The sequence below is a fragment of the Pseudomonas ekonensis genome, from assembly GCF_019145435.1.
Classification (GTDB): domain Bacteria; phylum Pseudomonadota; class Gammaproteobacteria; order Pseudomonadales; family Pseudomonadaceae; genus Aquipseudomonas; species Aquipseudomonas ekonensis.
On sequence record NZ_JAHSTS010000002.1, the window covers coordinates 821,843 to 840,424 of the forward strand.

At 66.5% G+C, this 18,582-nt stretch carries 20 protein-coding genes and 1 pseudogene; 10 read left to right on the forward strand and 11 right to left on the reverse strand.

What is annotated here, in order from left to right:
* The first annotated feature begins 45 nt into the window (after positions 1–45).
* The 5 genes from KVG96_RS16715 to KVG96_RS16735 all read left to right on the forward strand — a co-directional run bounded on the left by KVG96_RS16715 (position 46) and on the right by KVG96_RS16735 (position 5,801).
* Positions 46–1,326 carry a glycerate kinase type-2 family protein gene (locus tag KVG96_RS16715; protein WP_217893100.1) on the forward strand — a complete coding sequence of 427 codons (1,281 nt, stop codon included), beginning with the start codon at positions 46–48 and terminating at the stop codon, positions 1,324–1,326.
* The gene (gene pyk / locus KVG96_RS16720) at positions 1,316–2,731 is read left to right on the forward strand and encodes a pyruvate kinase (RefSeq protein ID WP_217893101.1); all 1,416 of its coding nucleotides are present in this window, start codon (positions 1,316–1,318) and stop codon (positions 2,729–2,731) included. Before KVG96_RS16715 ends, pyk begins: the two co-directional genes overlap by 11 nt.
* Positions 2,732–2,938: 207 nt before the next feature.
* Positions 2,939–3,853, forward strand: coding sequence for an urea transporter (locus KVG96_RS16725; RefSeq protein ID WP_217893102.1), 915 nt, complete (start codon positions 2,939–2,941; stop codon positions 3,851–3,853).
* Positions 3,854–3,874: 21 nt separating this feature from the next.
* Positions 3,875–4,699, forward strand: coding sequence for an ion transporter (locus KVG96_RS16730; protein ID WP_217893103.1), 825 nt, complete (start codon positions 3,875–3,877; stop codon positions 4,697–4,699).
* Between the two features lie 103 nt (positions 4,700–4,802).
* On the forward strand, positions 4,803–5,801 hold the full coding sequence (locus KVG96_RS16735; RefSeq protein ID WP_217893104.1) for a sulfate ABC transporter substrate-binding protein: 999 nt from the start codon (positions 4,803–4,805) through the stop codon (positions 5,799–5,801).
* A 54-nt stretch (positions 5,802–5,855) separates the two neighbouring features.
* Here KVG96_RS16735 and KVG96_RS16740 read toward each other — a convergent pair whose 3' ends face one another.
* Positions 5,856–6,476: a DUF5666 domain-containing protein gene (locus KVG96_RS16740; RefSeq protein WP_217893105.1), complete on the reverse strand. Its 621-nt coding sequence runs from the start codon at positions 6,474–6,476 to the stop codon at positions 5,856–5,858.
* Between the two features lie 241 nt (positions 6,477–6,717).
* Here KVG96_RS16740 and KVG96_RS16745 point away from each other — a divergent pair, with 241 nt between their 5' ends.
* From KVG96_RS16745 to KVG96_RS27705, 3 genes and pseudogenes are all read left to right on the forward strand, one after another.
* A complete protein-coding gene (locus KVG96_RS16745) occupies positions 6,718–7,905 on the forward strand; it encodes an MFS transporter (protein WP_217893106.1) in 1,188 nt (395 codons plus the stop codon).
* 85 nt (positions 7,906–7,990) lie between these two features.
* The gene (locus KVG96_RS16750; RefSeq protein ID WP_217893107.1) at positions 7,991–8,878 is read left to right on the forward strand and encodes a LysR family transcriptional regulator; all 888 of its coding nucleotides are present in this window, start codon (positions 7,991–7,993) and stop codon (positions 8,876–8,878) included.
* Between the two features lie 23 nt (positions 8,879–8,901).
* Positions 8,902–9,006, forward strand: a pseudogene (locus tag KVG96_RS27705) (PIN domain-containing protein); the annotation flags it as partial.
* 65 nt (positions 9,007–9,071) lie between these two features.
* On the opposite strand, the gene KVG96_RS16760 reads toward KVG96_RS27705, so the two are convergent.
* The 10 genes from KVG96_RS16760 to ccmA all read right to left on the reverse strand — a co-directional run bounded on the left by KVG96_RS16760 (position 9,072) and on the right by ccmA (position 16,452).
* Positions 9,072–9,476 (reverse strand): hypothetical protein, encoded by a 405-nt coding sequence (locus KVG96_RS16760; RefSeq protein WP_217893108.1) that lies wholly within the window; start codon positions 9,474–9,476, stop codon positions 9,072–9,074.
* 27 nt (positions 9,477–9,503) lie between these two features.
* Positions 9,504–10,706, reverse strand: coding sequence for a c-type cytochrome biogenesis protein CcmI (gene ccmI / locus KVG96_RS16765; RefSeq protein WP_217893109.1), 1,203 nt, complete (start codon positions 10,704–10,706; stop codon positions 9,504–9,506).
* On the reverse strand, positions 10,703–11,173 hold the full coding sequence (locus tag KVG96_RS16770; RefSeq protein ID WP_217893110.1) for a cytochrome c-type biogenesis protein: 471 nt from the start codon (positions 11,171–11,173) through the stop codon (positions 10,703–10,705). Before KVG96_RS16770 ends, ccmI begins: the two co-directional genes overlap by 4 nt.
* Positions 11,170–11,706 (reverse strand): DsbE family thiol:disulfide interchange protein, encoded by a 537-nt coding sequence (locus KVG96_RS16775; RefSeq protein ID WP_085577777.1) that lies wholly within the window; start codon positions 11,704–11,706, stop codon positions 11,170–11,172. Before KVG96_RS16775 ends, KVG96_RS16770 begins: the two co-directional genes overlap by 4 nt.
* Positions 11,703–13,691 (reverse strand): heme lyase CcmF/NrfE family subunit, encoded by a 1,989-nt coding sequence (locus KVG96_RS16780; protein WP_217893111.1) that lies wholly within the window; start codon positions 13,689–13,691, stop codon positions 11,703–11,705. The genes KVG96_RS16775 and KVG96_RS16780 overlap by 4 nt, the downstream gene beginning before the upstream one ends.
* Positions 13,692–13,694: 3 nt before the next feature.
* On the reverse strand, positions 13,695–14,150 hold the full coding sequence (gene ccmE, locus KVG96_RS16785; protein WP_217893112.1) for a cytochrome c maturation protein CcmE: 456 nt from the start codon (positions 14,148–14,150) through the stop codon (positions 13,695–13,697).
* A complete protein-coding gene (gene ccmD / locus KVG96_RS16790) occupies positions 14,147–14,323 on the reverse strand; it encodes a heme exporter protein CcmD (RefSeq protein WP_008055370.1) in 177 nt (58 codons plus the stop codon). The genes ccmE and ccmD overlap by 4 nt, the downstream gene beginning before the upstream one ends.
* A complete protein-coding gene (locus KVG96_RS16795) occupies positions 14,320–15,075 on the reverse strand; it encodes a heme ABC transporter permease (RefSeq protein WP_217893113.1) in 756 nt (251 codons plus the stop codon). Before KVG96_RS16795 ends, ccmD begins: the two co-directional genes overlap by 4 nt.
* 76 nt (positions 15,076–15,151) lie before the next feature.
* The gene (gene ccmB / locus KVG96_RS16800; RefSeq protein WP_085577887.1) at positions 15,152–15,820 is read right to left on the reverse strand and encodes a heme exporter protein CcmB; all 669 of its coding nucleotides are present in this window, start codon (positions 15,818–15,820) and stop codon (positions 15,152–15,154) included.
* Positions 15,817–16,452, reverse strand: coding sequence for a cytochrome c biogenesis heme-transporting ATPase CcmA (ccmA, locus tag KVG96_RS16805; protein WP_085577781.1), 636 nt, complete (start codon positions 16,450–16,452; stop codon positions 15,817–15,819). Before ccmA ends, ccmB begins: the two co-directional genes overlap by 4 nt.
* Positions 16,453–16,649: 197 nt before the next feature.
* Here ccmA and fliK point away from each other — a divergent pair, with 197 nt between their 5' ends.
* Both fliK and KVG96_RS16815 read left to right on the forward strand, forming a co-directional pair.
* Positions 16,650–18,230 carry a flagellar hook-length control protein FliK gene (gene fliK / locus KVG96_RS16810; protein ID WP_217893114.1) on the forward strand — a complete coding sequence of 527 codons (1,581 nt, stop codon included), beginning with the start codon at positions 16,650–16,652 and terminating at the stop codon, positions 18,228–18,230.
* On the forward strand, positions 18,227–18,556 hold the full coding sequence (locus tag KVG96_RS16815) for an EscU/YscU/HrcU family type III secretion system export apparatus switch protein (RefSeq protein ID WP_217893115.1): 330 nt from the start codon (positions 18,227–18,229) through the stop codon (positions 18,554–18,556). The genes fliK and KVG96_RS16815 overlap by 4 nt, the downstream gene beginning before the upstream one ends.
* Positions 18,557–18,582: the final 26 nt, after the last annotated feature.

Consider the following 18,582-nt stretch of genomic DNA (forward strand, 5'->3'; position numbering starts at 1 on the left):
GCACTGAGTCGCCCTTTCGAATAACAAGAATTCCGGGAGCCCGTCATGTCGGTCGATCCGCAACAACTGCTGCGCGAGCTGTTTGCCACAGCCATCGACGCGGCCCATCCGCAACACGTCCTCGAAGCGCACCTGCCCGCCGACCGCACCGGCCGCGTGATCGTCATCGGCGCCGGCAAGGCCGCGGCCGCCATGGCCCAGGTGGTCGAACGCTGCTGGCAGGGCGAGGTCTCGGGCCTGGTGGTGACCCGCTACGGCCACGGCGCCCCGTGCGAAAAAATCGAAGTGGTCGAGGCCGCGCACCCGGTGCCGGACGCCGCCGGCCTGGCCGTGGCCCAGCGCGTGCTGGCGCTGGTCAGCGACCTGACCGAAGCCGACCGGGTGATTTTCCTGCTGTCCGGCGGCGGTTCCGCGCTGCTCGCCCTGCCCGCCGAAGGCATCACCCTGGCCGACAAGCAGGCGATCAACAAGGCCCTGCTCAAGTCCGGCGCCACCATCGGCGAGATGAACTGCGTGCGCAAGCACCTCTCGGCGATCAAGGGCGGCCGCCTCGGCAAGGCTTGCTGGCCGGCCACCGTCTACACCTACGCGATCTCCGACGTGCCCGGCGACCTGGCCACCGTGATCGCCTCCGGCCCCACCGTGGCCGATCCGAGCACGTCCGCCGAAGCCCTGGCCATCCTCAAGCGCTATGGCATCGACGTGCCGGCCTCGGTGCGCAACTGGCTGCAGAGCCCCGCATCGGAAACGGTCAAGCCCGGCGACCCGTGCCTGGCCCGCAGCCATTTCCAACTGATCGCCCGGCCGCAGCAGTCACTGGAAGCGGCGGCGGTGAAATGCCGGCAGGCCGGTTTCAGCCCACTGATCCTCGGCGACCTGGAAGGCGAGTCCCGCGAGGTGGCGAAAGTCCACGCCGGCATCGCCCGCCAGATCATCCAGCACGGCCAGCCGCTGGCGGCGCCCTGCGTGATCCTCTCCGGCGGCGAGACCACCGTCACCGTGCGCGGCAACGGCCGCGGCGGACGCAACGCCGAGTTCCTGCTGAGCCTGACCGACAGCCTCAAGGGCCAGCCCGGCGTCTACGCGTTGGCCGGCGACACCGACGGCATCGACGGTTCGGAAGACAACGCCGGCGCCCTCATGACCCCGGACAGCTACGCCCGTGCCGCCGCCCTGGGCCTGAGCGCCAGCGACGAGCTGGACGACAACAACGGCTACGGCTACTTCGAGGCGCTCGATGCGCTGATCGTCACCGAGCCGACCCGCACCAACGTCAACGACTTCCGTGCCATCCTGATCCTCGAGAGCCCCAAACATGACGCCTGACAAAAAGGTCAAAATCCTCGCCACCCTGGGCCCCGCCGTCGACGGCATCGAAGACATCCGCGAACTGGTCGAGGCCGGGGTCAACATCTTCCGCCTCAACTTCAGCCACGGCGACCACGCCGACCATGCCAAGCGCTACCAGTGGATCCGCGAGGTCGAGCGCCAGCTCAACTACCCGCTGGGCATCCTGATGGACCTGCAAGGCCCGAAGCTACGGGTCGGCAAATTCGCCGAAGGCAAGGTGCAACTGCACCGCGGCCAGGCGTTCCGGCTGGACCTGGACGCCACCCCGGGCGACCAGCGCCGGGTCAACCTGCCCCACCCGGAAATCATCGCCGCGCTGGAAGCGGGCATGGATCTGCTGCTCGATGACGGCAAGCTGCGCCTGCGCGTGGTGACCAAGTATGGCGACGCCATCGACACCACCGTGCTCAACGGCGGCGAACTGTCGGACCGCAAAGGGGTGAACGTGCCGCAGGCGGTGCTCGACCTCAGCCCGCTGACGGCCAAGGACCGCCGCGACCTGAGCTTCGGCCTGGAGCTGGGCGTGGACTGGGTGGCGCTGTCGTTCGTGCAGCGCCCCGAGGACATCCGCGAAGCCCGGGCGCTGATCGGCGACAAGGCGTTCCTGATGGCAAAGATCGAAAAGCCGTCTGCGGTGCAGCAACTGCGGGAAATCGCCGAGCTGAGCGACGCGATCATGGTGGCCCGCGGCGACCTGGGCGTGGAGGTGCCGGCCGAGAGCGTGCCGCAGATCCAGAAGAGCATCATCGGCACCTGCCGCCAGCTCGGCAAACCGGTGGTGGTGGCCACGCAGATGCTCGAATCGATGCGCTTCTCGCCGGCGCCGACCCGCGCCGAAGTCACCGACGTGGCCAACGCCGTGGCCGAAGGCGCCGATGCGGTGATGCTGTCGGCGGAGACCGCCTCCGGCGAATACCCGCTCGAAGCCGTGCAGATGATGAGCAAGATCATCCGCCAGGTGGAGAACGGCCCGGACTACCAGACCCAGCTCGACGTCAGCCGGCCGAAGGCCGAGGCCACGGTGTCCGACGCGATCAGCTGCGCCATCCGCCGCATCAGCAACGTGCTGCCGGTGGCGGTGCTGGTCAACTACAGCGAATCCGGCGCCTCCAGCCTGCGTGCGGCGCGGGAGCGGCCCAAGGCGCCGATCCTCAACCTGACGCCGAACCTGCAGGCGGCCCGTCGCCTGAGCGTCGCCTGGGGCATCCATTCGGTGGTCAACGACCGGCTGCGCCAGGTCGACGAGGTCTGCTCCACCGCCCTGGAGATCGCCCAGGCTCAAGGCATGGCCGAACGGGGCGATACGCTGTTGATCACCGCCGGTGTGCCGTTTGGCCAACCGGGATCGACTAACTCGTTGCGGATCGAGACGTTGATCTGAACAACACCTTTGCGGTGGTGACAAGACTGTGGCGAGGGAGCTTGCTCCCGCACGGCTGCACAGCAGCCGCCTCGGGGACATGACGGTTTTCGCAGAAGAACCGCATCGACCCGTGTCGGGGCCGCTCCGCGCCCCGACGGGAGCAAGCTCCCTCGCCACAGGTCTGCGCAAGACCTTTTGATTTTCATACTGCCCAGATTTCCCGACATGCCTGCCAACCATTTCAACACCCACTGCCCCGACTGGGCCGAGGCCTTGCTCAACGGCTTCAGCCAGATCTTCCTCCAGCGCCATCCGCTCTGCGGGTTGCTGTGCCTCCTGGCGATCCTGCTGACCGCTCCGGTGCTGTTCGCCGGCGCCCTGCTCGGCGCCGTCGCCGGCCTGCTCACCGCCCAGCGCCGCAACTACGCCAAGGCGGACCGCCAGGCCGGCCTGTTCAGCTACAACGGCGTGCTGATCGGCCTATTGCTGAGCCTGCACTTTCCCTGGTCGCCGATGTTGCCGCCGCTGATCCTGGCGGCCGGCGGGCTGAGCGCGATGATCACCCAGCAGTGGCTCAAGCGTGTCAGCCTCAAGCAATGCCTGCCCGCCTACACCGCGCCGTTCGTGATGCTGGGCTGGATCGCCCTGACCTTCGCCGAACCGGCAGCGCCTGCGCCCGCCCCCGAAACGAACGCCGTCAACCTGATCGGCGCGGCGCTCAACGGCTTCGGCCAGGTGATGTTCCTCGACCATCCGCTGGCCGGCGCCTTGATCGCCGCCGGCCTGTTGCTCGCCGACCGCCGTGCGTTCGGCTGGGCGCTGCTGGCGTCGGCCATCGGCCTGGGCGCCAGCCTGCTGCAGCATGACAGCCAGGCTGCCCTGCTCGGCCTGGGCGGCTACAACGCCGTGCTGGCCGCGCTTGCCTTCAGCGCCCAGCGCCGGCAACCGTGGCTGCCGCTGGCGGGCATCGGCCTGGCGTTGCTGACGACGCCGCTGTTCGGCGCGCTGGGGCTGGCGCCCCTCACGGCGCCGTTCATCCTCGCCTGCTGGCTGCTGCGCACCGGCACACGCCTGGCGGGCGAACCCGAACCGAACGCCGCGTCTTGCGCTGGCGGGGAGAATCAACCTAGGCTGCGCTGATCTTTTCCCCGAGCGCTTTGAATGAACAGCAACGCCACGTGGCGCGACCGCCTCTACGTGATCATTTTCCAGACCGACACGGTGGCCGGCCGCCGTTTCGACAAGACCCTGCTCCTGATCATCCTCGCCAGCCTGGTGGTGGTGATCCTGGACAGCATCGACGACGTCCACCAGAACTACGCCAGCCTGCTGGCGTACATCGAATGGGGCTTCACGGTCATTTTCCTGGGCGAGTACCTGCTGCGCCTGTACTGCTCGCCCAGGCCATTGCGCTATGCCTTCAGCTTCTACGGGCTGGTGGACCTGCTGGCGATCGTGCCCGGCATCCTCGCGCTGTACTACGCCGACGCGCAGTACCTGCTGATCATCCGGGTGATCCGGATGCTGCGCATCTTCCGCGTGCTGAAGCTGGGCAACTACCTGAGCCAGGCGCATTACCTGCTCGACGCCCTGCGCGGCAGCAAGCAGAAGATTCTGGTGTTCCTGCTCACGGTCTGCACCCTGGTCACCGTGTTCGGCACCCTGATGTATGTGGTCGAAGGCCCCGAGCGCGGCTTCACCAGCATCCCCAAAAGCATCTATTGGGCTATCGTGACCCTGACCACCGTGGGTTACGGCGACATCGTGCCCAAGACCCCGTTGGGCCAGGTGATCTCGTCGATGGTGATGATCACCGGTTACTCGATCATCGCCGTGCCCACCGGGATCTTCACGGCGGAACTGGCCACCGCCATGCGCGGCGGGCAAAAGCGTCACGATTGCCCGGTGTGCGCCAAGGACAGCCATGAACAGGAAGCGTCGTTCTGCTCCCGTTGCGGTAATGCGCTATACAGGAAAATGGAATAAGCAAAGAGCTTTTTAATCTTTAAGCGACTATGCGCAGGCCGCTATAGTCGCTGGCAAATGGCCCGCCCCCGGCCGCAACACACCCCAGAACAAGGAATGCGCAGTGAAAAAACTCTTTGGCGCCTCACTTCTCGCCGCCGCCCTCGCCTTCACTGGCGCCGCCCAGGCCGCCCCGACCCTGCTGAACGTTTCCTACGACGTGATGCGCGATTTCTACAAGGACTACAACACCGCGTTCCAGAAGCACTGGCAGGCCGAGCACAACGAAAACATCACCGTGCAGATGTCGTTCGGCGGTTCGAGCAAGCAGGCGCGCTCGGTCATCGACGGGCTGCCGGCCGATGTCATCACCATGAACATGGCCACCGACATCAACGCCCTGGCCGACAACGGCCAACTGGTGCCGAACGACTGGGTCGCGCGTCTGCCGAACAACAGCGCGCCGTTCACCTCCGCCACCGTGTTCATCGTGCGCAAAGGCAACCCGAAAGCCCTGAAGGATTGGCCGGACCTGCTCAAGGACGGCGTGCAAGTGATCGTGCCTAACCCTAAGACCTCGGGCAACGGCCGCTACACCTACCTGTCGGCCTGGGGCTATGTGCTCAAGAACGGCGGCGACGAGAACAAGGCCAAGGACTTCGTCGGCAAGCTGTTCAAGCAGGCCCCCGTACTGGACACCGGCGGCCGCGCCGCCACCACCACGTTCATGACCAACCAGATCGGCGACGTGCTGGTGACCTTCGAGAACGAGGCGGAAATGATCGCCCGCGAGTTCGGCCGCGACCAGTTCGAAGTCATCTACCCGAGCGTGTCCGCCGAAGCCGAGCCGCCGGTGTCGGTGGTCGACAAGGTGGTCGAGAAGAAAGGCTCCCGCGCCGCCGCCGAGGCCTACCTCAAGTACCTGTGGTCGCCGGAAGGCCAGGAGATCGCCGCCGCCAACTACCTGCGTCCGCGTGATCCGGCGGTGCTGGCCAAGTACACCGACCGCTTCCCGAAAGTCGACTTCCTGTCGGTGGAGAAGACCTTCGGGGACTGGCGCACCGTGCAGAAGACCCACTTCAACGACGGCGGGATCTTCGATCAGATCTACACCAACAAGTAAGCCCCGGCGGCAATGAAAAAGGCGACCAAGCGGTCGCCTTTTTACATGGGGGAGTCACATCGGCGGGGTCACGCCGTCCTTGCCGGCCGAGATCGACTGCGCCGTCAGCGTGCCGTCCGCGCTCTGGGTCACGAACGTGACGATCTTCACCCCGACCTTGAGCAGGCTGCGGTCGCCCGGCAGCAGGTTGACGATGGGCACGTCCTCCGGCACCAGGATCTTCTGCTGGCCGCCCTTGTAGTTGACGGTCAGCACCCGGCCGTTGCTCACCACCAGGTCGCCGACGCTGCCGTTGGTCATGCTGCTGCCCTTGGCCAGGTCGAACGGCCGGTGGCCGTCGCCGCTGCCGGCCAGTTCCGGCGGGAACACATGCACCTCCAGCGCCTTGAGCGTGCCGTCCTCCTGGGGAATGGCCGCCGAACCGATGTAGCTGCCGGGCTTGATGTCCTCGATGTTGGCCAGGGTCACGGCGCGGATCCGGGTGTCCTTGGTCAGCTGGATCACCACGTTCTCGCCGCCGTTGGCGTGGACTTTCAAGGTGTCGGGGCTGACGACGGCGATCTCGCCGCGCACGCCCATGCGCATGCCCGGCGCCTCGCCGGCCTGCGCGCCGCCGGCACCGAACAGGCCGATCAAGGCCAGGGTTGCGCCGCAGCGAATCCACTGTCGAAACATCGCGATCCTCCCTTCATGAACTCGAAAACCCACCGACAACATAAGCACGCTATCGAACAAGATGTAAGTGAATGTATCATCAACCCTCAACGGCCGGACGCAAGGTTCGCCGATGGACGACATCCTCCGGGACGCCACCTATTCCGCAACGGAATAATTGATATCGATCCAGGGCCGCTACCGCCGCCCCGCCGCGTCCCTTAGCCTCACCGCACTCCCATTTGCCGGACCTGAGAACCCCATGACCGCCACAACTCACGCAATGACCCGAGGCATGGTGCTGCTGTTCGCTTTCTGCTGCGGCGCCATCGTTGCCAACATCTACTACGCCCAGCCGATCATCGGCCTGATCGCACCGGACATCGGCCTGACCGACACCCTGGCCAGCTTCATCGTCTCGCTGACCCAGATCGGTTACGCGCTGGGCCTGTTCTTCCTGGTGCCGCTGGGCGACCTGTTGGAGAACCGCCGCCTGATGATCGCCACCACCGTGGTGGCCATCGCCAGCCTGCTCGGCGCGGCGTTCACCGAACAACCCAACGTGTTCCTGCTGGTTTCGCTGCTGGTGGGCTTCAGCTCGGTGTCGGTGCAGATCCTCATCCCGCTGGCCGCGCACCTCACGCCCGAGGAATCCCGTGGCCGGGTGGTCGGCGCAATCATGGGCGGCCTGCTGCTGGGCATCCTGCTGGCGCGCCCCGTGTCGAGCGTGGTGGCCGACCACTTCGGCTGGCGCGCGATGTTCATGATCGCCGCGGCGCTGATGGCGGCGATCAGCATTGTCCTCGCCTTCACCGTGCCCAAGCGCCAGCCGGATCACAGCGCCTCCTACGGCCAGTTGATCGGCTCGCTCTGGACGCTGCTGCGCCAGCAGCCGGTGCTGCGCCAGCGGGCGTTCTACCAGGGCTGCATGTTCGCCGCCTTCAGCCTGTTCTGGACCGCCGTGCCGCTGGAGCTGGCGCGCAACCACGGCCTGTCCCAGAGCCAGATCGCGATCTTCGCCCTGGTCGGGGCCATCGGTGCCGTCGCCGCCCCGATCAGCGGTCGTCTGGCCGACGCCGGCCACACCCGCATCGCCTCGCTGCTGGCGATGCTGTTCGCCGTCCTGAGCTTCCTGCCCGCTTTCATCCACCCGGCCTACAGCGTGATCGGCCTGGCCGTCACCGGCGTGGTGCTCGACTTCTGCGTGCAGATGAACATGGTGCTCGGCCAGCGGGCGGTCTACGCCCTGGACGCCAAAAGCCGCGGCCGCCTCAATGCGCTGTACATGACCAGCATCTTCATCGGCGGCGCCTTCGGCTCGTCGGTGGCCAGCACGGTGTACGAGCATGGCGGCTGGCTATGGATCGTGATCGTGGGCAGCGCGTTTGCGCTCCTGGCGCTGGTGCGGTTCCTGAGTGTGGCGAAGAGGCCGGCGTTGGCGACGGCGTGATGTTCAGCAGCATCGCGTAGCCAAAGGTTCGCGCTGCCTTAGATTGCGCCAACGCCCGACACTCCACATTGCGTGAGGATCTGAGATGGACCGTCTCGCCGCCATGGAAACCTTCGTCTGCGTCGTGGAAACCGGCTCGTTTTCCGCGGCGGCCAGGCGCCTGGACATCGGCCAGCCCGCCGTGTCGAAAACCATCGCACAACTTGAAGCCCGGCTCGCCGTGCGCCTGTTGCTGCGCTCGACCCGGGGCCTGACGCCCACCGAGGCCGGATTGGCGTATTTCGAGCGGGCCAAGCGCACCCTGGAAGAGGCCGACGAAGCCGACAACGCCGCCCGCGGCAGCGCCAGCGGCCTGAGCGGCAATCTGCGGGTCAGCGCTGCCGTGACGTTCGGCCGGATGAACGTGGTGCCGCACCTGGGGCGGTTTCTCGACCAGCACCCGCAGTTGGGCGTCGATCTGGTGCTGGACGACCGCAACATCAACCTCATGGAAGAAGGGATCGACGTCGCCCTGCGCATGGGCAACCTCGTCGACTCCGGCCTGACGGCACGCAAGATCGCGTCCTGCCGCCGGGTCGTGCTGGGAACCCCGGCCTACTTTGCCCGACACGGCATCCCCACTTGCCCCGCCGATCTGGCGCAGCACCAGGCCACCGTGTACAACCGCAGCGGCGGCGCGACCTGGACCTTCTCAAAGGGCAGCGAAGAGCAGACCGCCACCCTGAGCGGACGCCTGCGGGTCAGCGCCGCCGAAGGCCTGCGCGCAGCCGTCCTCGCCGATCAAGGCTTGAGCGTCGCCTCCTGGTGGATGTTCGAGCCGGAACTGGCCAGCGGTGCGGCGGTGGAGGTTCTGAAGGACTGGACGCTGCCGGACCAGGATCTCTGGGCGGTCTTCCCGACAGGCCGGATGGCCAGCGCCAAGGCACGGGCATTCGTTGACCATGTGCAGAAATCTCTGATGACGGAACGCTGAAACCTTCACAGGACAGGATACGAGTGAGGCATTCCTCTTTCACCGCTGTATACGATGCATGTGTTTTGTACCCGGCCCCATTGAGGGACTTGCTGATGTGGCTCGCCCTCGCCGGGCGTTTTCGGGCGATGCTCTGAGCCCCCCGCACAACCGCCAGACGGCAAAACGGCGATCCGGGGATCGCCGTTTGCATTCACTGCCCGTACTGTTTGCCCAGCCCCGCCGGCACGCCGTGGATGTTGGTCTCCTCCCACGGGCCGTTGGGGCTGATCGAGCGGCTCCAGCCGTTGTTCCAGCGGTAGTAGGTGCGTTGTCGGTAGAAGGTGTCTGGCTGGTCGTCGAGGACGTAGACGCCCAGCTTCTGGTCCCAATGGCTGTTGCCGCCCGGCGGCGGGGCGAAGCTGGCGGAGGTGCGCGGAACCGGTTTCGAAGGTTTCGCGGGAACGCCCGGTTTGGCCGGTGTCGCCGGCGTCGACGGTTTGGGACCGGGCTGCGACGGCGGGATCGGCGGCAGCCGCGTCGGTTCAGGTTGCTGCACCGCACAGGCGCTGAGCCCTATGGCCAACGTGATGATGGTGATTCGGGCAAGGGCGTTCATGGCGGTGCGTTCCTGAAGTTGTCCGGCCTATTTGTCCGGGCTGTCGATGGTCAATGTCTGCGGCGCGGTGGTGCTGCTCGCCAATGGCTGGCTGCGGCCGACCCACTCTCCCGCCGTCGGTTGACCGGCACGGGAAACGCGCGCAACCAGTTGGACTTCAGGGAAGTTCGACAGTTTCAACTGCGGCATCATCGCGTCGGCATCGCCCAGCTCGACGGTCACCGGCAGGTCCGCGACGGTCAGGCGCTTGGCCGCCAGCGGCGCCGGAGGCCCCGAAGTGGCGCGGGCAAAGATGAACACGCTGTCGCCCGGCTGCACCTTGCCCTTGAGCTCGCTGGCCAGGGCCACGCTGACCTTGAGCCGTGCGGCGGCCTTCGGCGCCGGGGCCTGGGCGACCTTGCCGCCGCTGGCCACCAGCTTCTCGGTGGCGCGGTCGATGCCGCCCTGCAGGGCCTCGCGGGACTTGTCCTGGGGCGGCAGTTGCGCCAGCAGACGGTTCCAGTAATCGATGGCTTCCTGGTAACGCTCGCCTTCGAAGGCGGCGATGCCCAGCAGGCCGAGGCTGGTGACTTCCTTCGGATCGGCCTTCAGCGCCTCGTCGGTCAGGGCCTTGACCTTGTCCGACCACTTCTTGCCGTCGGCGAAATACTGCGCCTGGGCCCATTGGCCCAGCAGTTCCGGCTGGCGCCCGGCCAGGTTGACGGTGCGTTCGAACATCTTCGCCGCGTCCGCCGGCCGGTCCTGGGCCATGTAGGTGCGGCCGAGGAAGTAGAGGCCTTCGGCCGAGTCCGGCTGCGCTTCCACCGTGCGCTCAAGGCGCCGGGTCATCTCTTCCATCGACTGCGGCGCCTGGGCGAACTCCCGGGTCAGCTCGACCTTGTCGCTGGCGCCGAAATGCAGGTACAGCCCCAGGCCCAGCACCGGCACCAGCACCGCCGCCAGCAGCGGCAACGGCTTGCCCAGGCGGGAAACCTGCGCCGGCGCCACGCCTTCGGTGTCGGCCAGCAGTTCACGGGCCGCTTCGGCGCGGCCGCTGTCCATCTGCGCGGCGTCAAGCACGCCTTCAGCCTGCTGCGCCTGCAGTTCGGCCACGCGCTCCTGGTACAGCGCGACGTTCAGGGCGGTGCGGTCTTCCTCACGCTGGGCACGGCGACCGCGCAGCACGGGAATCAGCAGGAAACTCAGGGCGACCAGAAGCAACAGCCCTGCGGCGAGCCAGAAATCAATCATTCTTGGTTTTTATCCAACAGTTGGTCGAGGCGCTGGCGCTCTTCGGCGGACAGCGAGGACGGCGTCCCGGCGCGTTGCCCGCGACGGCGGCGCACGATCACGGCGATCACCGCCAGGCCGCCGAGCAGCAGCCCGGCAGGGCCGAACCACAGCAGCGCGGTCTTGGCGTTGAGCGCCGGCTTGTAGCGGACGAAATCACCGTAGCGGTCGACCATGAAGTCGATGATCTGCTGATTGTCCTTGCCCTCGCCGAGCATGCGGAAGATCTCCTTGCGCAGGTCGGCGGCGATCGGCGCGTTGGAATCGGCGATGTCCTGGTTCTGGCACTTGGGGCAACGCAGTTCCTTGGTCAGTTCGCGAAAGCGCTCGCGATCCGCGTCCGTAGCGAACCGGTAGGTGTCGATGGCCGCGTGGGCCACGCCGGCCAGGCTCAAGCCCAGGACAGCGGCGGCGATCCAGCGCTTCATGGCGTGGCCTCATCGACCAGCGCCTGGTACTTGGCCGCCAGTTTTTCCCGCCAGACCTGCTCGTCGATCACCCCCACGAACTTGTCGCGGATGATGCCCTTGGCGTCGATGAAGAAGGTTTCAGGGGCGCCGTACACACCGAGATTCAGGCCCAGGGAGCCTTCGTCGTCGCGGATGTCGAGCCGGTACGGGTTGTGGAACTCGGCCAGCCATTTCAGGGCGTCGGCGTTGGTGTCCTTGTAGTTGATGCCGTAGATCACCACGCCGCGCTCGGCCAGTTTGTTCAGCACCGGATGCTCGACCCGGCAGGAAATGCACCAGGTGCCCCAGACGTTCACCAGGGCCGGCTTGCCGAGGATGTCGGCGCGGGTCAGGGTCTTGTCGCCCTGCACCGCCGGCAGGGAGAACTCCGGGAACGGCTTGCCGATCATCGCCGACGGCAGTTCCGCAGGGTCCAGGTACAGGCCGCGGTAAAGGAAAACGGCCACCAGCAGGAACACCGCCAGGGGCACCAGCATCAACCAACGTCTCATGCAGCGGCTCCTTCCATGCCCAGCGCTTCACGCACCCGGCTTTTGACTTTGACCCGGTAGCGCCGGTCCAGCGCCGCGAGCACGCCGCCCAGGCCGGTCAGCAGCCCGCCGAACCAGATCCAGCGCACGAACGGTTTGACGTGCACCCGCACCGCCCAGGCGCCGTCGCCCAGCGGCTCGCCCAGGGCGACATAGAGGTCGCGGGTGAAGCCGGCGTCGATCCCGGCTTCGGTCATCATCGAACTCTGCACGGTGTACAGGCGTTTCTCCGGATGCAGCACGCTGACTTCCTTGCCGTCGCGCAGGACGCGGACGGTGCCCTTGTCGGACGTGAAGTTCGGCCCTTCAAAATGCTTGGCGCCCTCGAAGACGAACCGGTAGCCGGCCAGCTCCATCGACTCGCCCGGCTCCAGGCGCAGGTCGCGCTCGGCGCTGTTCTGGCTCGACAGCACCACGCCCAGGGCGCAGACGGCGATGCCCACGTGCGCCAGGTGCATGCCCCAATAACTGCGGGTCAGGCTCGGCAAGCCTTTGATCAGGCCCTTGTGGCGGGTCTTGTCGACAATGTCGCGCACGCTGGCCAGCAACACCCAGGCCGCGAGCAGGAACGTGGCCAGCACCGCCCAGTTGAAATCGCCGTAGGCCAGGCCGGCCACCACCGCCAGGCCGACGCTGCCCAGCAGCACCGGGGACAGCATGCCCGCCAGCCATTTCACCGGCGTGTCCTTCCAGCGCACGATCACCCCGACCGCCATCACCACCATCAGCAACGCCATCAACGGGATGAACAGCGCATTGAAGTACGGCGGGCCGACCGACAGCTTGGCGCCGCTCAACGCATCGAGCACCAACGGGTACAGGGTGCCGAGCAGGATCATCGAGGCCGCCACGACCAGGATCAGGTTGTTGCCCAGCAGCAGGGTCTCCCGCGACCACAGGTTGAAGCCGACCTGGCTCTTGACCACCGGCGCCCGCAGCGCGAACAGCGTCAGCGAACCGCCGACCACGAACAGCAGGAACATCAGGATGAACACGCCGCGCTCCGGATCCGAGGCGAACGCGTGCACCGAGGTCAGCACGCCGGAGCGCACGAGGAAGGTGCCGAGCAGGCTCAAGGAGAATGCGGCGATGGCCAACAGCACCGTCCAGCTCTTGAACACGCCGCGCTTTTCGGTGACGGCCAGCGAGTGGATCAGCGCCGTGCCCACCAGCCACGGCATGAACGAGGCGTTTTCCACCGGATCCCAGAACCACCAGCCGCCCCAGCCGAGCTCGTAGTAGGCCCACCACGAGCCGAGGGTGATGCCGATGCCCAGGAACGCCCAGGCGACGATGGTCCACGGCCGCGACCAGCGTGCCCACGCCGCATCGAGCCGGCCGCCGAGCAGCGCGGCGATGGCGAAGGCGAAGGCCACCGAGAAGCCGACATAGCCCATGTAGAGCATCGGCGGGTGAACGATCAGGCCGATGTCCTGCAGCAGCGGATTGAGGTCGCGGCCGTCGGCCGGCACCTGCGGCAGGATCCGCGAGAACGGGTTGGAGGTGATGATCAGGAACAGCAGGAAGCCCGTGCTGATCATGCCCATCACCGCCAGCACGCGGGCCAGCATGACCTGCGGCAACTGCCGGGAGAACACCGACACCGCAAAGGTCCAGCCGCCGAGGATCAGGGCCCACAGCAGCAGCGAACCTTCGTGGGCACCCCACACGGCGCTGAACTTGTAATACCACGGCAAGGCGCTGTTGGAGTTCATCGCGACGTAGGCCACGGAGAAGTCGTCGGTCATGAACGCGTAGGTCAGGCAACCGAAGGCGAACACCAGGAATGCGAACTGGCCCCACGCCGCCGGCTGGGCCAGGCCCATCCACAAACGGTCGCCGCGCCAGGCGCCGAGCAGCGGCACCACCGCCTGCACCAGTGCCAGGCACAGCGCGAGGATCATGGCCAGGTGGCCGAGTTCGGGAATGAAGATCGCGGACGTCATGGTTCAGCCCTCCTTCGCCGGTGCCGGCGCCGACTGGCCGCTGTCTTTCAGGGCCTTGGTCACTTCCGGCGGCATGTATTTCTCGTCGTGCTTGGCCAGCACCTCATCGGCCACCACCACGCCGTCGGCGTTGAGCTTGCCGAGGGCGACGATGCCCTGCCCTTCGCGGAACAGGTCCGGCAGGATGCCGCGGTAGGTGATGGTCACGGACTTGTTGAAGTCGGTGACGACGAAGCGGACGTCCAGGGAATCCGGTGAGCGTTGCAGCGAGCCCTGCTCGACCATGCCGCCGGCGCGGATGCGCGTGTCGTGCGGCGCTTCGCCGTTGGCGATCTGGGTCGGGGTGTAGAACAGGTTGATGTTCTGCTGCAGGGCGCTCAGGGCCAGGCCGACGGCGGCGCCGACCCCGACCAGGATGGCCAGGATGATGATCAGACGTTTCTTGCGCAGCGGATTCACTTGCCGTTCTCCCGGCGCAGACGACGCGCCTCCTGTTGCAGATACCGCTTGCGGGCCAGGATCGGCGCCGCGACGTTGAGGGCCAGCACCGCCAGGCAGATGCCGTAGGCCGACCAGACATACAGGCCGTGATGGCCCATGGCGAGGAAATCGCCGAATGACGCGAAACTCATCGGGCGGCCTCCAGGCTGTGCTGCACTTCTTCTTTGACCCAACTGGCGCGGGCTTCGCGCTTGAGCACCTCAAGGCGCATGCGCATCAGCAGCACCGCGCCGAAGAAGCAATAGAAGCCCAGCGCCGTCAGCAGCAACGGCAGCCACATCTCGGCCGGCATCGCCGGTTTTTCGGTGAGGGTGAAGGTCGCGCCCTGGTGCAGGGTGTTCCACCACTCCACCGAGTACTTGATGATCGGGATGTTGATCACGCCGACGATGGCCAGCACGGCGCAGGCCTTGGCGGCGCTGTCGCGGTTGCTGATGGCGTTGCCCAGGGCGATCACGCCGAAATACAGGAACAGCAGGATCAGCATGGAGGTCAGGCGCGCGTCCCAGACCCACCACGAACCCCAGGTCGGCTTGCCCCAGATCGCTCCGGTGACCAGCGCCACGGCGGTCATCCACGCGCCGACGGGCGCGGCGCATTGCAGGGCGACGTCGGCCAGCTTCATCTTCCAGACCAGCCCGACCACCCCGCACACCGCCAGCATCACGTAGATGGACTGAGCGAGCATCGCGGTGGGCACGTGGATATAGATGATGCGGAAGCTGTTGCCTTGCTGATAGTCCGGCGGCGCGAACGCCAGCCCCCAGACGACGCCGACGGCGATCAGCAACACCGCCGAAATGCCGAGCCACGGCAGCATTCTGCTGCTGATGCCGTAAAACCACTTGGGCGAGCCGAGCTTGTGAAACCAGGTCCAGTTCATACTGTTTCCATCACGGGTGCCCTTCGCGGTGAAGGGCCTGGGTCTTTGCTGATCAAATTTTGATCAGACCTCATCATTATTCGCCGACGCTGATCTTCAGGCCAGCCGCTATTGCAAAGGGTGTCAGGGTGATCGCCAGGGCGGCCAGGCTGCCGAGCCACAGGAGATAACCGGTCGCCGGCATGCCCTGCAGCGCCGCCTGCAAGGCGCCGCTGCCCAGGATCAGCACCGGGATGTACAGCGGCAGGATCAGCAGCGCCAGCAGCAGCCCGCCCCGCTTCAACCCCACCGTCAGCGCCGCGCCCACCGCACCGAGCAGGCTCAGCACCGGCGTTCCCAGCAGCAGCGAAAACAGCAGCACCGGCAGACAGGCGGTCGGCAGGCCGAGCATCAATGCCAGCAAGGGAGAGAGCAAAACCAGTGCCAGCCCCGAGAACAGCCAGTGTGCCAGCACCTTGGCCAGTACCAGAAGAGGCAGGGGGTGCGGCGAAAGGACCCACTGTTCCAGGGATCCGTCCTCGAAATCGCTGCGGAAAAGCCCGTCCAGCGAGAGCAGGACCGACAACAGCGCCGCCACCCAGACTAACCCCGGGGACAAGTTTTGCAACACTTGTGTTTCCGGGCCGACGGCCAGCGGGAACAGCGCAATGACGATGGCGAAGAAAATCAGCGGATTGGCCAGCTCCGCCGGGCGGCGGAACAACAGGCGGGATTCGCGGGCGACCAGCAGTCCGAACACACTCATGCCGCCCAATTCCCCAGATCGATGTCGCGGTAGCCGGCCGGCGTCCGGCCCAGCGTGTGGTGGGTGGTCAGCACCACCAGGCCGCCGCGCCCGCAGTGCTCGGCCAGGTGCGCTTCGAGCTGCGCCACGCCCGACTTGTCGAGGGCGGTGAAGGGTTCGTCGAGGATCCACAGCGGCGGGCTGTCCAGGTACAGGCGCGCCAGGGCCACGCGGCGCTGCTGGCCGGCGGAGAGGTTATGGCAGGGAACGTCTTCGAAACCGCGCAATCCGACCGCCGCCAGGGCCTGCCAGATCGCCTCCTTGGGGGCGGGCCGGTGCAGGGCGCAGAGCCAGGCCAGGTTCTCCTCCGGCGTGAGCAGGTCCTTGATGCCGGCGGCGTGGCCGATCCACAGCAGGTTGCGCGCCAGTTCGCTGCGTTGCTCGGCCAGCGGGCGGCCATTGAGCAGCACCTGACCGCCGGTCGGCTGCATCAGGCCGGCGAGCAGGCGCAACAGGCTGGTCTTGCCGCTGCCGTTGGGACCGCTGATCTGCACCATATCGCCACTGGCCAGTCTCAAATCGAGATTTTCGAACAGAAGCCGCAGGTCTCGCTCGCACGCGAGGGCAACGGTTTGCAGGACAGGACTGGTCAAGGGTTCACGGGCCTTATACGGTTCAAGTCGGCTCTGGGGCGGCCGTTAAAGAGTTGCAGCATAGATGCAATGACGGCCTGATCTAGAGAGCTGCGTCAAACAATTGCAATGTTTTTTGAACGAAGCGAAAGACGGGCGGCATTATACATGCCGTGCCTTACTCCAAAGAGCGCATTTTCCTCAGGTTGTGTCCGCGTATGACAGGCGAAATGAACATTCTCCCGATGCCGCAAACGCCTCCGGCGACGGCCCGCCCCCAGGTGATCAGCGGCGAGCTGCTCAAGCTGCTGACGCCGGTGGACGGGCTGATCGCCGCCGGCCAGAGCGCACGGGCCGAGGTGCTGTCGCTCAAGCAGGCGGACCAGAGCTTCGAGCTGCTGCTCAAGGTGACGCTCGACAGCGGCCGCCAGACCACGGTGCAGGCCACCAGCGCCCAGCCGTTTCCCCAAGGCACGAGCCTGGCGGTCGTGCAGCCGTCGGCAGGCAACCTGGCCATCACGGTGCAGCAAGCCATCGCCAGCAGCGTCGCCGCCCTCACCCGCATCGACACCGCGCAATTGCCGGTCGGCACGCTGCTGCAAGGCAAGGTGCTGACCGCCCAGGCCTTGCCGCAGGCGCCGGGGCAACCGACGGTGTACCGTTCGCTGGTCACGCTGCTGAACACGGCGCTGCGCGGCAGCACCCTGACCCTCGACAGCCCGCAGCCGTTGCGCATCGGCACCCTGCTGTCGGCGCTGGTGCAAGACACGCAAACCCTGAAATTCCTGCCCCTGAGCAGCCGCCAGGAACAATTGGCGGTGAGCCAGCAACTGGCCAGCCAGCAAAGCCGCCAAGGCTCCCTCGACGGCTTGCTCAAGCTGCTGCAGAACCTGCCGCCGGCCACGGACCAGACCTCGGCCGACCTGCGGGCCGCCGTCGACAAACTGCTCGCCGGCCTGCCCGACGCCCAGCAACTGAGCACCCCCAGGGGCCTCGCCCAGGCACTGGCCAACAGCGGCGCGTTCCTCGAAGCCAAACTGCTCACCGGGCAGAACCCGACGCTGGCGCCGGACCTCAAAGGCGATCTGCTCAAGCTGATCGCCCAGCTCACGCCGGGCCTGCCGAGCAGCACCAGCTTCAACGCGATCATCGCCGCCAACACCCTGGCGCAGGCGCTGCCGAATTTCGTGCGCAACGCGCTGGGCACCCTCGGCCAGGTCAGCGCCAAACCCGTGCCGGGCGGCTTCCCGCTGCCGGAGCGGTTGCTGCAAAGCCTGGAGGGCGAAGGCGATCTGGAGCAACTGTTGCGCCTGGCCGCCGCCGCCGTCTCCCGCCTGCAAAGCCATCAGCTGTCGAGCCTGGAACAGACCGGCCTCACCGACGACGGCCGGCTGCTGAGCACCTGGCAACTGGAAATCCCGATGCGCAACCTGCAGGACATCGTGCCGTTGCAGGTCAAGTTCCAGCGCGAAGAAGCGCCCGAAAAAGAACCACCGGACGAACGCCGGGACAACGAACGCGAACGCAAGCAGCCGTTGTGGCGCGTCGACCTGGCCTTCGACCTGGAACCGCTGGGCCCGCTGCAGGTGCAGGCGCAACTGACCGGCGGCAGCCTGTCGAGCCATCTGTGGGCCAAACGGCCCTACACCGCCGAACTCATCGAAAGCCATCTGCACGCGCTGCGCCAGCGCCTGCTGGACGCCGGGCTCAACGTCGGCGACCTCGACTGCCACCTCGGCACCCCGCCGCAAGGCACCCAAACCCGCCTCGAACACCGCTGGGTCGACGAAACCGCATGAACGATTCCACCGCTCCACGCCAGGCCATCGCCCTGCAGTACGACGGCAGCCACGCCCCTACCCTCACCGCCAAGGGCGATGACGAGCTGGCCGAAGAAATCCTGCGCATCGCCCGCGACTACGAGGTGCCGATCTACGAGAACCCGGAACTGGTGCGGCTGTTGGCGCGGCTGGAACTGGGCGACAGCATCCCGCAGGAGCTGTACCTGACGATCGCCGAGATCATTGCGTTTGCGTGGAATCTGAAGGGGAAGTTTCCGCAGGGCTTCGACCCGCAGGCGCCAACGATCGAGAAGGACATCACCGAACGCGGCGACGATTACTGAAGGCAAAAAAAACCGCAGTCACAAAC